The sequence below is a fragment of the Ruegeria sp. CDSA221 genome, from assembly GCF_059611825.1.
In genome coordinates this window covers 312,213-325,894 of the sequence record NZ_JBXWPK010000005.1, presented here as the reverse complement: position 1 = coordinate 325,894, position 13,682 = coordinate 312,213, and the positions used below count along the sequence as shown (strand labels likewise).

Here is a 13,682-nt window from a genome sequence, read left to right as displayed (position 1 = left end):
TCTGCGCCCGAAGGGATATGATCCATGCACGCCTATCGCAGCCACACCTGCGCCGCTCTGACCGCCGCCAATGTCGGTGAAACCGTTCGCCTGTCTGGCTGGGTGCATCGGGTCCGAGATCACGGCGGCGTTCTATTCATCGACCTTCGCGATCATTTCGGCGTCACACAGATCTTGTGCGACGGCGACAGCGCGGCATTCGCCGAACTGGAAAAAGTCCGCTCGGAATGGTGTATCCGTATCGATGGCACAGTCAAAGCGCGCGCCGCCGATCTGGTGAACGCGAAATTGCCCACGGGCGAGATCGAAGTTTACGTGCGCGAGTTGGAAGTACTGGGCGCCGCTGACGAGCTGCCGCTGATGGTGTTCGGCGATCAGGAATACCCTGAGGAAACGCGCCTGCGCTATCGCTATCTGGACCTGCGCCGCGAAGTGATGCAGCAGAATATGACCTTGCGCTCGGACGTTGTTGCTTCGATGCGCCGCCGGATGTGGGATCAGGGCTTCCGCGAGTATCAGACGCCAATCATCACGGCGTCTTCGCCCGAAGGCGCGCGCGATTTCCTCGTTCCGTCACGTCTTCACCCGGGTAAGTTTTATGCCCTACCGCAGGCTCCTCAACAGTTCAAACAGCTGATCATGGTGTCGGGCTTTGACAAGTATTTCCAGATTGCGCCCTGTTTCCGCGACGAAGATCCGCGTGCCGACCGCTCCCCCACCGATTTCTACCAGCTTGACCTTGAGATGTCGTTTGTTGAGCAGCAGGACGTATTCGACACGATTCAGCCCGTTCTGACCGGCGTGTTTGAAGAGTTCGGCGGCGGCCGTAAAGTCGATCAGGACTGGCCGCAGATTTCCTACAAGGACGCGGCACTGTGGTATGGCAGCGATAAGCCCGACCTGCGGAATCCTATTAAAATGCAAGTGGTCTCCGACCACTTCCGCGGGTCTGGGTTCGCGATTTTCGCGAAGCTGTTGGAGCAGGATGGCACCCAAATCCGCGCTATCCCTGCGCCGACGGGTGGCAGCCGCAAGTTCTGCGACCGCATGAACGCCTTTGCCCAGAAAGAGGGTCTGCCCGGTATGGGCTATATCTTCTGGCGCGATCAGGGCGAAGGGATGGAGGCCGCCGGTCCACTGGCCAAAAACATTGGCCCTGAACGGACCGAGGCGATCCGCCAGCAGTTGGGTCTGGGCGTCGGAGACGCGGCGTTCTTCCTGGGTGGCAAACCGAAAGCCTTTGAAAAGGTGGCCGGCAGGGCGCGCGATGTGATCGGTGATGAACTGAACCTGACCGAGAAAGACCGCTTTGCCTTTGCCTGGATCGTCGATTTCCCGATCTATGAGCAAGACGAAGAAACCGGTGCGATCGACTTTGAACACAACCCCTTCTCGATGCCGCAGGGCGGGATGGAGGCGCTGAACGGCAATCCTCTGGACGTGCGCGGTTATCAATATGACTTGGCCTGTAACGGATACGAGCTGGTCTCGGGCGCGATCCGGAACCACAAGCCCGAGATCATGCTGAAGGCCTTTGAGCTGGCTGGCTATGGCGCGGATGAGGTGAAATCCCGCTTTGGCGCGCTGTTCAACGCCTTCCACTATGGCGCCCCGCCGCACGGTGGCTGTGCAGCTGGTATCGACCGGATCGTGATGCTTTTGGCCGATGAAGCCAATATCCGCGAGGTCATGATGTTCCCGATGAACCAGCGCGCCGAGGATCTGATGATGCAGGCACCGTCCGACCCGGCCTCGGACCAGCTGATGGAGTTGGGCCTGCGGATTATCCCTCAGGACTGATAGAAAACCCGCCACAGTCGCCTGTGGCGGTTTTTTTTTCTGTTTTCAACCCATTCCCAATTCGCTGTTAGCGGGTTTACAGGAAATGGTCCTTTTTCCTCTCGCGGCTGTTCCGAATGTCACGCGCGCTGACGCGTGTCTGTCTGTATGCCCACAGACAAAGGAGCGATGCGGTAATTAGATATGCGGTTGTCACTTCAGATAGCCTCGCGCTGTTCCAGACGGGCCTGCACTATTCCCGCAACCTGGGCTGTCAGAGCGGTGATGGGCATACCTGCGGCGAGTGAGGCTGCCAACTGCTGGGCGGCTTCGGCCAGAACCGTATCTTCCGCATCACGGGCAACTCCGCGCAGGAATTGGGCAGCATAGTCCAGTGACCGATGGTCATTCGGTCCGGCCAGAACATCGGCAATATGTGCCATGTCGTCCTGATAGGCCATAGGATCGGGGCATATCACCTCATCCCGAACGGCGTGGAGCGTGCAGGGGCGGCGGTCTTCAGGTAGGCAATTCAGAATAGACGATTGGAAATAGGACAGTGAGTTAAGCGGTTTGGCAAGAAACCCGTCCGCACCAACCTCTGTCGCAAGGGTTTTTGAATTGTCGTCGCCTGACATGCCCAGAATCGCTCCGATCCGGGGCGTAGTCATGGCCAGCTCGGCAATCAGATCAGCGCCAGAGCCATCGGGTAGTCCCATATCCACCAAGATCACCGAAGGTCGATAGATCTGAAGATGGCGCCGGGCGGACTTCAGGCAATCGGCCCGCCTGATCCGCGCCCCCGAATGCAAACACATTAACCGGATAGCGTCGCAGGCATAGCGGCTGTCCTCAACAACCAAAATGGTTTGTCCCAGCAGCGGCCGCGTGGCCGTTGGCTGTGCGGGTGCGGTGAAGGGGCTCGAATCGTCCATGGCAGAACTCCTATTCAGCAGATGCTTCACGCTAGGAACTTCTGGCTAACACGGGGTTAACGGCAATTTGGCGCACTTGTCCTTTGCCTGATCTGTCCCCATAACCGCTGCAACGCAGAAGGTAGGAGAGTTCCATGATTGGCCGCTTAAACCACGTTGCCATTGCCGTCCCTGATCTTGTGGCGGCGTCTGAACAGTACCGCAGCGCTTTAGGTGCCAAGGTTGGCGCGCCGCAGGATGAACCTGATCACGGCGTTACTGTGGTGTTCATTGAATTGCCCAACACCAAGATCGAGTTGCTTTATCCTCTGGGCGATGACAGCCCGATCAACGGTTTTCTAGAGAAGAACCCCGCCGGCGGAATCCATCATGTCTGCTATGAGGTGGAAGATATCATTGCCGCGCGTGATCACCTGAAAGAAACCGGCGCCCGGGTGCTGGGTAGCGGTGAACCCAAGATCGGCGCGCACGGGAAACCGGTTCTTTTCCTGCATCCCAAAGATTTCAACGGCTGTCTGGTCGAGTTGGAACAAGTATAAACACCGGAGGTGTACACATGACGATCACTGCAGGACTGGTTCTGTTTGCCGTCATCTGGTTCATGACGCTTCTGGTGATTCTGCCGATCCGCATCAAGACCCAGGGTGATTTGGGCGAGGTCGTTCCCGGCACCCATTCAGGGGCCCCGGAAGTGCATCACATGAAGAAAAAGTTATGGATCACCACCGGGGTGTCGGTCGTGCTCTGGGTTATCATTGCAGGGATCATTATTTCGGGCGTGATTTCGGTACGGGATTTCGATTGGCTAAATCAAATGGAACCGCGAAACTAAGCTTCAGGGCGTTGGCCCTGACAGCTTATGAAAGATATGCGTGAATGTAGCAGCTCCAATAATCGGGATCACAAGGTTCACCAGCGGAATAGACAGTGGGATGGCCATCAACGTGCCCGCAAGCCAAATTGTTGACGAATGTTGTGCTCGCAGTTTTCGCGCGCCCTCACGCCCGATACGGCGCATGGCTGCCAGCGTAAAATACTCACGCCCCAGCAGAAATCCGTTCATCGCCCAAAAGATAAACGGGGCCAGTGGCGTGAAGATCGCATAAAGGATCAGCGCCAGAAGGTTGGCCAGGATCAACACGCCCATAAAGCCAAGCGCGTCAGTGATCGCATCGCCTATCGGGATGCGTGGAACCGTGGGCAGGCTCGGATAATGCCTGTCCTCTACAGCTTGCGCGACATCGTCCAGAAACACAGACGTGATGGCTGAGGCGACGGGAATCATCAGAAACACTGGCAGGATCAGCACCAGGAAAATGCCGGAATAGCTGAGGACGTCATTCAGCCAGGGAACTGCACCAATGAATGGCAGCGATATCTCGTCCCCTGACAGCCGGTTGATCAGCCAAATTGCACCGGCGCAGGCTGCGATCAGCATAAGAATGGTCAGACCAATGCCCCGAAGCAGGACCCCGCGGAATTTCGGGTCTCCGATCTGGCCAAGCGCTGAAAAAAAGGCGTTGAGGATGATCATTCTGTGACCCATTCGGTCAGGGCATCAACATCCGGGCGAGGGCGGTCGGGAGGGGTCGAGCCCTCGGTCGCGATATGGATCAATCCGGCAACACTCTCGTTATCCCGCAATCCAAACGCCTTGCGACAGAATTCTGGATCGTGGGTTTGCCAGCCAGACAACCAATTCGCGCCCCATCCTGCGGTCAAAGCAGCGTTCAGCAAAGCAAGGCAAACAGCCCCAGCTGAATAGGTCTGCTCGATGGCTGGAATCTTTTCCGAAGGCTTCTGAACCTCGATCACAGCGACGGCGAGATGGCCTAAATCAAACTGTCCGCGCGCTTTTTCAATGTCTTGAGGGGATTTGCCAAGCGCCTCACCGCATTCCTGCGTCAGCCCCGACAGGCGCCCCATTGCGCCTTTTTCAAGCACGATGAACCGCCAAGGTTCCAGTTTTCCGTGATCCGGGCTGCGGGCTGCTGCGGTCAGCAGGGGCATCAGCTGCACACGGTCGGGGGCCGGTTCAATCAACGTTTTGGCTGGGCGCGACCGACGGGTCTGCAGGAACTCAAAAGCGGCCGGATTCTTCAAGGACATATGTTAACTTCCTTTACATAGGCTGTCTGTATCTGGTTGAACGTCTGGCGAGTTTCAAGTGCAATCGGCTGGACCAGTTGGATCAATTTCATTCCCCGCCCAACCGTGCAAGGGTCTTTGTTAACAGAAGGTGCCAATGGGAAAACCGAAACTAAGAAATCTTCCAGACCTGAGCGACCGTGTAGCACCGAATGCTGAGATTGCGGTCAGGGTTACCCCGAAAGCCGCAGCAGACAGGATTTTGGTTCAGGACGGAACGATCAGAATATATATCACTGCACCGCCCGAAAACGGCAGGGCAAATGAAGCCACACGGGAGATTCTGGCGGTGGCGCTGGGGGTTGCTCCGTCCGCACTCATCCTGAAGCGCGGCCAGACATCGCGCGAGAAAGTCTTTGTGTGTCAGGCCTGACCGGGGGTTTCGCGAATTTGGTAAACACCTTCGGGCAGATCCAGTGCCGCAGCCAGATCACGAACCTGTTCGGGCGAAAGCGTAATCTTCTGAACCTGGTCAGTGCGCGGATCCAGTTGTTCCAGCGTTACGCATTCTGCAAAATTGTTAATAACCACATCCTCGTTCAGAGGCTTCTCGCCTTCGTCCACCAGGGTTATGACCGTCGAGTCGAATTCATGCTCAATCGAAAACATGTTTCCAGCTTGCCGGGCGGAACATTGCAATGCAACCCGTTCTTGGGAAATCGTCCGGTGGCGAACCGCCTTGTGTCGGGCTATGTTCGACGAAAAGGCATGACCGGACCAAAGGAAATAGTATGCGTCGCCTGATCTTGATGATATTTGGTCTGGTTCTGTCGGCCTGTGACACCGGTTCGTTACGCGTTCAGCCGGTAGAGGAATGGCAACAACCTTCAACTGATTTTCAGGTCGATGTGCTGACCTTTCGCGAAATCAGTCAAAGGGTCGGGGATGTGGCGCGCGCAGAGTGCAAGCGGCGCAGTAATGTCAGCAACTGCGATTTTTCGATCGTGGTTGATCTGAACCCTCGCGCACCAGCAAATGCTTTTCAAACCTTGGATGACGACAATCAACCAGTCATAATCTTCACCCGTGCGATGATTCAATCGGTGGAAAACGCCGATGAACTGGCCTTTGTGATGGGGCATGAATCTGCTCATCACATCCTGCGCCATATTCCCCGCCAGTCCGAAAACTCACGAGAAAGTGCCGCGATTTTTGGCGAGCTTGCACGCATAGCGGGGGCAAATGACGCCGATCTTGAACAGGCGCAGAAGCTGGGCGCGCAGGTGGGTGCCCAGATATATGTCAAGGACTTTGAACTGGAAGCGGACCGGTTGGGAACGATCATCACGCACCGGGCAGGTTATAATCCCTTGTTAGGAGCCCGCTATTTTGCCCGAATTCCTGACCCGGGCGATCGTTTTCTAGGCACCCATCCACCGAATGCTCAGCGCGTCGAAATTGTTTTGGAAACCTCGCGGCAGCTTGGGCTGACACAATGACGGGACTGAAACGGTTGGGGGTTGTCTTGACGGACCGCGGATCGAAATATGCCGTGTCCGGCGCTTTGGTCAGTTCCCGTGACGAGGTGGCTGCTGTCCTGCAGGACCTGAAATCTAACAAAAGCTATGCCAAGGCCACGCACAATACCTGGGCCGCAATCCTGCCTACTGGTGCGCTCAAGGCGGATGACGGGGAAAGCGGTGCCGGAATGGTGATTCTGCGCATGCTGGAAAGGGCCGAACTGAGCGGTCATATCGTCATTGTCACTCGATGGTATGGCGGAAAAAAGCTGGGCGGTGATCGATTCCGACGGGTGCAGGATGCAACACGGGCTTATCTGGACGAACTGGAATTGGGACTTTGACCTGCGTCAAGGCTTGGGCTGTTTCGTATTGCTAGTCTGATCGGACAAAGCGAAACGGAAAGGAATGCCAATGCCCGATCGCGAAACGCTTAGGCATCATGCTGGTCTTGTTGACCGTATGGCTGGCAAGCTGGGGGTGGATCTGCAGGAATCTGCAATCGCTGGACATATATCGGTGGATCAGATTACCGATGCGGTTCTGCGATGCACCGATTGCCCGAACCCGGGCCATTGCCAATCTTTTTTGAATCAACCGGTTCTGGCAGCGCAGACCCCCGAATATTGCCGGAACCAGGATTTGTTAAGCAAGTTGATCCCTTAGGGGGGCCGCAATGCCGCGCCTTGGACACCTCATGACTCATTTGCGCCTTGTGTTGAGGATGGGGCAAACTACGGGTACGGATATTGTGCGGGCCCACAATAAAGGTCGGCTAAGTCAGGAAGACTGGGCTGAAATGATCCGCCTGTGTCAGGGATGTGGCTGGGCGGCTGCCTGTCCGGATTGGATGGAAAGACATCCAGATGTTGCAGGAGCACCACAAACCTGCCCGAACAAACATCAATTCGCCGCGTTGAAAGTAATACAAATGCAGGAATTGGGATGAAACACGCTGTACTGGGCGACGTGGAAAAGCACTTTTGGCTGACTCGATCTGTTGCCCGATGCCTTAAGATCTCGTTGACCGAAGCCATGTCCGACGGGCGGTTGAGTCCGGATGAATACGCCGAGATGGTAACGCGTTGCCGGGCCTCGGACTGTCACGAGAAATGCACGATATGGCTGGCCGCACAGCAATCTGATCCTCGTTCAGCGCCCGGGTTCTGCGTAAATAGCCAGGTTTTCAACCGGCTGAAGTGATCAGATCTTGGAATGTGTCCCGTCGCAAAACGGTGGGTTAGCGCAGTTTTTACAGCCGCAGAAGAACAGTTTCTTGCTGGTATCAGCCGTGAACTTGACCGGTTCAAAGCCGGTTCCTTTGTGAGATCCATCACAAAATGGCTGCCGATTGGACCGGCCGCACGAGCACCAGAAATAGCTTTTTCCTTCGGTTACTTCGATTGGATAGGGCGCTTTTTGCGCAATGACAGGACCTTCTGGCATCTGATTTCTCCGTTCGCTGACTTTCCCCAGTCTATCGCCTGAACAGATGTGCCGAAAGCAGTAGCTGCCACGCGGCACCCATTCCATGGGCAATCCCCCCGGCATGGTTTTGCCTGCTTTCGCAAACGCGCTGTTGATTTTATTGCAAAATTACCAACCACACCGTATTGTGAAGTCGGCCCCATGTTCAGGGCAATAACAGAAATTAATTAGAGGAATGACGGACATGAAACTCAAATTTGCTGCCGTTAGTGCGTTTGCCCTGGTTCTGGCTGCTTGCTCGCAACAGGAAGAGCCGACACCGGTATACATTACCCCAGATTATGACAAATACGGCACGCCGAGCTGCCCGGCAGGGACAGATCTGGCGACGACCGAAGCAGGTCAGACCGTATGTAATCCGACTGCTCAATAAGATTTTCGCGGGCGGATTCCGACATAGCCGCCCGCACAATCGAACAAAAAAGCCGCCCTATGGGTGGCTTTTTTATTGCCTGTCATACGGTGTTAGGGTTTCTGTTTGACCTATTGAATTACCGAGGTCGCATGAGAAAACTTGTCACCCATCTAAAGGACCGCATCCGCTGGAGCTGGCAGGGATTGGCTGCCACTTGGCACAGTGAATACTCGTTCCGCGCTTGGGTCTGCACCAATCTTGTTTCTGCGGGTCTGGCCCTGTGGCTGCCCCTGAGCGACGGCGTTCGGGCTCTGATACTGGTGATCGGTCTGTTGGTTCTGGTGGCTGAACTGTTCAACACGGCGATCGAACGGGCGGTGGATCATACTTCGACCGAACACAATCTATTGGCCGGGCAAGCCAAAGACGCCGCCAGCGCTGCGGTGGCACTGACTGCTTTGGCTGGCGGATTGGCCTGGGTTATCGGGCTGTTGAGCCTTTTTTGACTGCCGCTGGGTCGGTCAATTCAGGTAGGTGTGGTTAGCGAAGCTTGCCCCATAGATCATATTCCCCGGCCTCGTCCACCTCGACCGAGACAATGTCGCCCGGCTTCAGGGCCTCAAACCCCTCGTCGATGAACAGATTGCCGTCAATCTCGGGCGCATCTGCGGTGGTGCGACAGGTCGCGGCCTCATCGTCGATATCATCCACGATGACTTGCAGGGTATGGCCGACCTTGGCGGCCAGTTTGGCCTCGGAAATCGCCTGAGCCTTTTCCATGAACCTTTCCCATCGGTCTTGTTTGACATCGGCGGGCACATGGTCAGGAAGGTCGTTGGATCGGGCTCCTTCGACGTTCTCGTACTGAAAGCAGCCGACGCGATCCAGTTGCGCCTCGTCCATCCAGTCCAGAAGGGTCTGGAACTCAGCCTCGGTCTCGCCGGGATAGCCCACGATAAAGGTGGATCGCAGAGTGATGTCAGGACAGGTCGCGCGCCAGGCAGCGATCTCGTCCAATGTTCTGGCAGCTGCAGCGGGGCGGGCCATTCGTTTCAAAACATCCGGATGTGCGTGTTGAAAAGGGATATCCAGATAGGGCAGCACGTTGCTGCCCGCATCCGCCATCAGCGGGATCAGTTCACGTACATGCGGGTAGGGATAGACATAGTGCAGACGAATCCAGGCATCCAACTGACCCAATTCACGCGCCAGATCGGTGATATGGCTGCGGACCTCACGGTCTTTCCAGGGATTCACATCGTATTTCCGGTCCAACCCATAGGCCGAGGTGTCCTGAGAGATCACCAGCAATTCGCGCACACCGTTATCGACCAGCTTTTCCGCCTCGCGCAGAACAGCATGCGCCGGACGGCTGGCCAGTTTGCCGCGCATGTCCGGGATGATGCAAAACTTGCATTTGTGGTTACAGCCCTCGGATATCTTGAGATAGCTGTAGTGGCGCGGCGTCAGTTGAACGTTGGCCGCAGGCAGCAGATCCACGAAGGGGTCGGGATCAGGCGGCACGGCCTTGTGTACCGCGTCCAGCACCTGTTCGTATTGATGTGGTCCCGTGACGGCCATGATACGCGGGTGATGCTCGCGGATGTAATCGGGTTCGGCCCCCAGGCATCCGGTTACGATAACCTTGCCGTTTTCTACCAAAGCCTCGCCGATGGCATCCAGAGACTCCGCCTTGGCGCTGTCCAGAAATCCGCAGGTATTCACAATCACGGCATCTGCGCCTGAATAGTCCGGCGAGATGCCGTATCCTTCGGCCCTCAGGCGCGTCAGAATCCGCTCGCTGTCGACCAAAGCCTTGGGGCAACCCAGCGATACCATGCCGATGGTCGGCTGGTTCGGACGTGGTGTATCAGTGATCCGGGCAGCAGGTGCCAGGTCGGGGCGGAGGTTTGGCGGGTTTGTGGTCATGGCGCGGCATATAGTGGGGAAAGCTTCCCCTTGCAAATGCGCTGCCGTCTTTGAATGATCTTTTTATAGCGTGCCAAATAAGTCGGAGAGCAGAAAATGAAATGGCTAATGCGCATCCTGTTCCTTTTGGTGGCTGTGGTCGGTCTTGTCATCGGCGCGTTGCTGCTGATGCCGGGCGACAAGTTGGCGACCATTCTGGCCGAGCAGGTCAAGGCACAAACCGGGCGTGATCTGAAACTGTCGGGGGGCGTTAAGCTGTCCTTCTGGCCTGTGCTGGGCATGGAAACCGGGGCGGTTTCCTTCGGAAATGCCTCGTGGGCGGGGTCTGAGCCGATGCTGAGCGCCGAAAGCCTGGCGGTTGGGGTCGATACCTTGGCCATTTTGTCCGGCGATGTGCTGATCAAACGGATTATTGCCGAGAATCCGACCCTCAGACTTGAACTGTCAGACGGGCGCGGAAACTGGGAGTTTGACACGGCCGTCGCCCCGACAGCCAGCGGCTCGGGTGGATCAAAACCGGCCGATGCATCGCGTGCGGTGACACTGGAGCATCTGAAACTGACTCAGGCGCGTCTGATCTTTGTTGAAAATGGATCGGCCCGATTTGATGTCGCAGATGTGGATTTGTCTGCTAGTTGGCCAGCAGTCTCGGCCCCCATGGTTCTGGATGCACAAATGCCGGTTCCGGGTGGTGAGGCCCGCGTGGATATCAAGATACCCGACTTGCCGGCTTATGCCACGGGCGCGGCATCCGAGATTGAACTTGCACTTGCGGCCCCTGGTGGTGACATCGGATTTGACGGGCGCGTCAACCTTGCCGGAGAGATGGACGGCAAGCTGCAGTTGAAAACCAAAGACACGGAAAAAATGCTGGCCGCGTTCGGTCAGGAGGGCGTTGGAGTGCCGCACGGGTTGGGCCGCGCTGCGAACGTGTCGGGGCAGATGACTTATACCAGAGATGGTCGCATATCTGTGCGCGATCTGGTGGCTTCACTCGACAGTAACCGTTTTACAGGCGAAGTTGATATTGTCATTTCCAACCCGCCACAGATCACTGCTCGGTTGGATGCCAGTGATCTTGATCTTTCTCGCTATAATCAAAGTGGTCAGACGGTCTCGTCCAGTTCCGGCGGTTCCGGCTCGGGTGCTGCCTCGGAGGGGTGGTCAAGGGAACCGATCGACGCCTCGGCGCTGGCTTTGGCCAATGGTGAAATTCGACTGACAGCCAAATCTATCGCGCTGCCCGAGCTGACGCTTGGCCCCAGCGACCTGACAATGCGGCTGGACCGGTCTCGGGCTGCATTGGAGATGAACCCGGCAACCTTGTTTTCCGGAACGCTGAACGGGCAGGTGGTGGCCAATAATCGGAATGGGTTGTCCGTTGGCGGCAAGATAAAGGCCAAGGGCATTGACCTCAAACAAGCTCTGACAGCCTTGGTCGGGGTCGAGCGGCTGTCCGGGACCGGGTCGGGATCATTCGAGTTTCTGGGCGTTGGCCAGAACGAGAATCAGATCATGCGCTCGCTCAGCGGTAAGGGCCGCTTGGATGTAGGAAAGGGGCTGATATCGGGTTTTGACCTTGATCGTCTGATGGGACGAGGCAAAGGATCGGGTGGCACCACCGTGTTCAACAGCCTGACGGCTAGCTTCACCATTGATAAGGGCGTTTTGCAGAACAACGATCTGTTGATGTCGCTGGACAATTTCCGCGCGGATGGCAAAGGAAAAGTCGGGATCGGAGCGCGCAATATCGACTATCTGTTCACGCCGGTCGCTCTGCGTGCGAATTCGGGAGAGGGCCTGTCGGTTCCGGTGCGTATCGTTGGACCATGGAGCAATCCGTCGATCAAGCCGGACCTGACCAAGGTGATCGAAGCGGCCGCCGGAGGAAAAGTCAAAGAGCTTGAGGATGATGTCAAAAAGAAAGTCATCGACAAGATAGGTGGCGATACCGGTGCGGCCGGGACTGACGGTGACAGCGTCGAGGATGCGCTGAAGAACAAGCTTGAGGACGAGGCCAAGAAAGGACTGCTTAAGCTGTTTGGCGGCAATTGAAGTGTCGGGGCCAGCGCCCCGACATCAACGCTCAGATGGTCTGGTCGTAATCTCCGACACCCGGTTCGGTTCGGATGACCGCGTCGATATCCGCAAAAATGGCACGCATCTCTTCTTCGCTTTCGCTGCTTTCGCAGACGACCACCAGATTGGGCGTATTCGACGAGGCGCGCACCAAACCCCAGCTGCCATTGTCCAGAATGACTCGGGCACCGTTGACAGTGACCACTTCCTTGATCGGGCGGCCTGCAAGCGTCTCTCCGGCTTCGGATTTGGCGACCAGCTTTGCGACCAAACGGTCGAGTATGTCGTATTTTTCGGTATCCGCTGCATAGGGGGACATGGTCGGTGTCGACCATGTTTTCGGTAGCGCCTTTCGCAGGTCGGACATGCTTTGGTCCGGGTTGCGGTCCATCAGTTTACAGATCTCAACCGCGACGCGCATGCCGCAATCATAGCCACGGCCAATCGGTTCGGCCAAAAAGTAATGCCCCGACTTTTCGAACCCGGCCAGCGCGTTGATCTCTTTGACTCGCCGCTTCATGTGGCTGTGGCCGGTTTTCCAGTAATCTGCCTTGACCCCGCGGGCCTTCAACTCGGGGTCGCTGGCAAAAAGGCCGGTTGATTTCACGTCGGCGACAAAGGTGGCATTGGGGTAAATCTTGGCCAGATCTCGGGCCATGATCACGCCGACCTTATCAGCAAAAATCTCCTCCCCCTCGTCATCCACAACGCCACAGCGGTCACCGTCACCATCGAACCCCAGCGCCATGTCGGCACCGCTGGCTTTCACGGTATCGGACATGTCGTGCAGCATTTCCATCGCTTCTGGGTTCGGGTTGTAATGTGGGAAAGTATAGTCCAGCTGGTTATGGCTGGGCACGACTTCTACCCCCATGCGTTCAAAGATTTCCGGGGCAAAGGCGGATGCGGTGCCGTTCCCTGTGGCACAGACCACTTTGAGAGGTCGGGATATTCTGAAATCGCCGACCAGATCGTCGATATAGGCCTCTTTCACGCCATCAACGAATTCGTAGGACCCGCCAGCGTGGGTCTGCCCTTCGCCATTCAGAACAATGTCTCGCAGCTCTGACATCTCGTCCGGGCCATGGGTCAGGGGACGTTCGAACCCCATCTTGACCCCGGTCCAGCCATTTGGATTGTGGCTGGCCGTGACCATGGCCACGGCTGGAACGTCCAGATGGAACTGAGCGAAATAGGCCATCGGGCTAAGCGCCGGACCGATATCCTTTACCTGAATTCCCGCCTGCATCAGGCCAAGGATCAGGGCATTTTTAATGGCCAGAGAATAATCACGATAATCATTGGCTACAGCAATCACGGGTTCAATCCCACGCTTGCGCATCTGTGTGCCCAGACCCAACCCCAGTGCGGTCATGCCCGGCAGGTTGATCTCTTCTGGATATTTCCAGCGGGCATCATATTCGCGAAAGCCGGTTGGCTTGATCATTGCGTCGCGCAGAAAGCTCCAGGTGTTCGGAGTCACCTCGGGGTTGGGTTTGGTCATGGGAA

The 13,682-nt window shown here is 56.6% G+C and carries 19 protein-coding genes; 12 read left to right on the top strand and 7 right to left on the bottom strand.

What is annotated here, in order from left to right:
- Positions 1-24: 24 nt before the first annotated feature.
- The gene (gene aspS, locus AC2FJ5_RS10585; RefSeq protein WP_496793315.1) at positions 25-1,800 is read left to right on the top strand and encodes an aspartate--tRNA ligase; all 1,776 of its coding nucleotides are present in this window, start codon (positions 25-27) and stop codon (positions 1,798-1,800) included.
- 197 nt (positions 1,801-1,997) lie between these two features.
- On the opposite strand, the gene AC2FJ5_RS10580 is transcribed toward aspS, so the two are convergent.
- Positions 1,998-2,714 carry a response regulator gene (locus tag AC2FJ5_RS10580; protein ID WP_496793314.1) on the bottom strand — a complete coding sequence of 239 codons (717 nt, stop codon included), beginning with the start codon at positions 2,712-2,714 and terminating at the stop codon, positions 1,998-2,000.
- Between the two features lie 134 nt (positions 2,715-2,848).
- On the opposite strand from AC2FJ5_RS10580, the gene mce reads away from it, so the two are divergent.
- Positions 2,849-3,253 (top strand): methylmalonyl-CoA epimerase, encoded by a 405-nt coding sequence (mce, locus tag AC2FJ5_RS10575; RefSeq protein WP_271949260.1) that lies wholly within the window; start codon positions 2,849-2,851, stop codon positions 3,251-3,253.
- Positions 3,254-3,270: 17 nt separating this feature from the next.
- Positions 3,271-3,546, top strand: a complete 276-nt coding sequence (locus AC2FJ5_RS10570; RefSeq protein ID WP_496793313.1) for a DUF1467 family protein — start codon at positions 3,271-3,273, stop codon at positions 3,544-3,546.
- Between the two features lie 3 nt (positions 3,547-3,549).
- On the opposite strand, the gene AC2FJ5_RS10565 is transcribed toward AC2FJ5_RS10570, so the two are convergent.
- Both AC2FJ5_RS10565 and AC2FJ5_RS10560 read right to left on the bottom strand, forming a co-directional pair.
- Positions 3,550-4,248 (bottom strand): EI24 domain-containing protein, encoded by a 699-nt coding sequence (locus AC2FJ5_RS10565; RefSeq protein WP_496690998.1) that lies wholly within the window; start codon positions 4,246-4,248, stop codon positions 3,550-3,552.
- On the bottom strand, positions 4,245-4,823 hold the full coding sequence (locus tag AC2FJ5_RS10560) for a nitroreductase family protein (protein WP_496793311.1): 579 nt from the start codon (positions 4,821-4,823) through the stop codon (positions 4,245-4,247). Before AC2FJ5_RS10560 ends, AC2FJ5_RS10565 begins: the two co-directional genes overlap by 4 nt.
- A 136-nt stretch (positions 4,824-4,959) precedes the next feature.
- On the opposite strand from AC2FJ5_RS10560, the gene AC2FJ5_RS10555 reads away from it, so the two are divergent.
- Positions 4,960-5,235 (top strand): DUF167 domain-containing protein, encoded by a 276-nt coding sequence (locus AC2FJ5_RS10555; RefSeq protein ID WP_496706668.1) that lies wholly within the window; start codon positions 4,960-4,962, stop codon positions 5,233-5,235.
- Here the strand turns inward: AC2FJ5_RS10555 and AC2FJ5_RS10550 are convergent.
- Positions 5,226-5,471: a DUF8831 family protein gene (locus tag AC2FJ5_RS10550; RefSeq protein WP_142636604.1), complete on the bottom strand. Its 246-nt coding sequence runs from the start codon at positions 5,469-5,471 to the stop codon at positions 5,226-5,228. The genes AC2FJ5_RS10555 and AC2FJ5_RS10550 overlap by 10 nt on opposite strands.
- A gap of 122 nt (positions 5,472-5,593) precedes the next feature.
- On the opposite strand from AC2FJ5_RS10550, the gene AC2FJ5_RS10545 reads away from it, so the two are divergent.
- From AC2FJ5_RS10545 to AC2FJ5_RS10525, 5 genes are all read left to right on the top strand, one after another.
- Positions 5,594-6,301 carry a M48 family metallopeptidase gene (locus AC2FJ5_RS10545; RefSeq protein ID WP_271949271.1) on the top strand — a complete coding sequence of 236 codons (708 nt, stop codon included), beginning with the start codon at positions 5,594-5,596 and terminating at the stop codon, positions 6,299-6,301.
- Positions 6,298-6,666, top strand: a complete 369-nt coding sequence (locus AC2FJ5_RS10540) for a YigZ family protein (RefSeq protein WP_496793310.1) — start codon at positions 6,298-6,300, stop codon at positions 6,664-6,666. The genes AC2FJ5_RS10545 and AC2FJ5_RS10540 overlap by 4 nt, the downstream gene beginning before the upstream one ends.
- 70 nt (positions 6,667-6,736) lie before the next feature.
- Positions 6,737-6,988: a DUF6455 family protein gene (locus AC2FJ5_RS10535; protein WP_496690996.1), complete on the top strand. Its 252-nt coding sequence runs from the start codon at positions 6,737-6,739 to the stop codon at positions 6,986-6,988.
- Between the two features lie 10 nt (positions 6,989-6,998).
- Positions 6,999-7,271 (top strand): DUF6455 family protein, encoded by a 273-nt coding sequence (locus AC2FJ5_RS10530; protein ID WP_496701528.1) that lies wholly within the window; start codon positions 6,999-7,001, stop codon positions 7,269-7,271.
- A complete protein-coding gene (locus AC2FJ5_RS10525; protein ID WP_271949278.1) occupies positions 7,268-7,525 on the top strand; it encodes a DUF6455 family protein in 258 nt (85 codons plus the stop codon). Before AC2FJ5_RS10530 ends, AC2FJ5_RS10525 begins: the two co-directional genes overlap by 4 nt.
- Here AC2FJ5_RS10525 and AC2FJ5_RS10520 read toward each other — a convergent pair whose 3' ends face one another.
- Positions 7,526-7,768, bottom strand: a complete 243-nt coding sequence (locus AC2FJ5_RS10520; protein WP_142636614.1) for a CDGSH iron-sulfur domain-containing protein — start codon at positions 7,766-7,768, stop codon at positions 7,526-7,528. It lies immediately after the preceding gene.
- 226 nt (positions 7,769-7,994) lie between these two features.
- On the opposite strand from AC2FJ5_RS10520, the gene AC2FJ5_RS10515 reads away from it, so the two are divergent.
- Together AC2FJ5_RS10515 and AC2FJ5_RS10510 are read left to right on the top strand one after the other, a co-directional pair.
- Complete coding sequence (locus AC2FJ5_RS10515; RefSeq protein ID WP_142636616.1) at positions 7,995-8,183, top strand: hypothetical protein; 189 nt, start codon at positions 7,995-7,997, stop codon at positions 8,181-8,183.
- Positions 8,184-8,314: 131 nt separating this feature from the next.
- The gene (locus tag AC2FJ5_RS10510; RefSeq protein ID WP_496690995.1) at positions 8,315-8,671 is read left to right on the top strand and encodes a diacylglycerol kinase; all 357 of its coding nucleotides are present in this window, start codon (positions 8,315-8,317) and stop codon (positions 8,669-8,671) included.
- Positions 8,672-8,705: 34 nt separating this feature from the next.
- Here the strand turns inward: AC2FJ5_RS10510 and rimO are convergent, their stop codons facing one another.
- On the bottom strand, positions 8,706-10,094 hold the full coding sequence (gene rimO, locus AC2FJ5_RS10505) for a 30S ribosomal protein S12 methylthiotransferase RimO (RefSeq protein ID WP_142636620.1): 1,389 nt from the start codon (positions 10,092-10,094) through the stop codon (positions 8,706-8,708).
- Positions 10,095-10,190: 96 nt separating this feature from the next.
- On the opposite strand from rimO, the gene AC2FJ5_RS10500 reads away from it, so the two are divergent.
- Positions 10,191-12,149, top strand: a complete 1,959-nt coding sequence (locus AC2FJ5_RS10500) for an AsmA family protein (protein WP_496793309.1) — start codon at positions 10,191-10,193, stop codon at positions 12,147-12,149.
- A gap of 31 nt (positions 12,150-12,180) precedes the next feature.
- Here the strand turns inward: AC2FJ5_RS10500 and AC2FJ5_RS10495 are convergent, their stop codons facing one another.
- Entirely contained in the window at positions 12,181-13,677 is a 1,497-nt protein-coding gene (locus AC2FJ5_RS10495) for a phosphomannomutase/phosphoglucomutase (RefSeq protein WP_496793307.1), read from the bottom strand.
- Between the last annotated feature and the right edge of the window lie 5 nt (positions 13,678-13,682).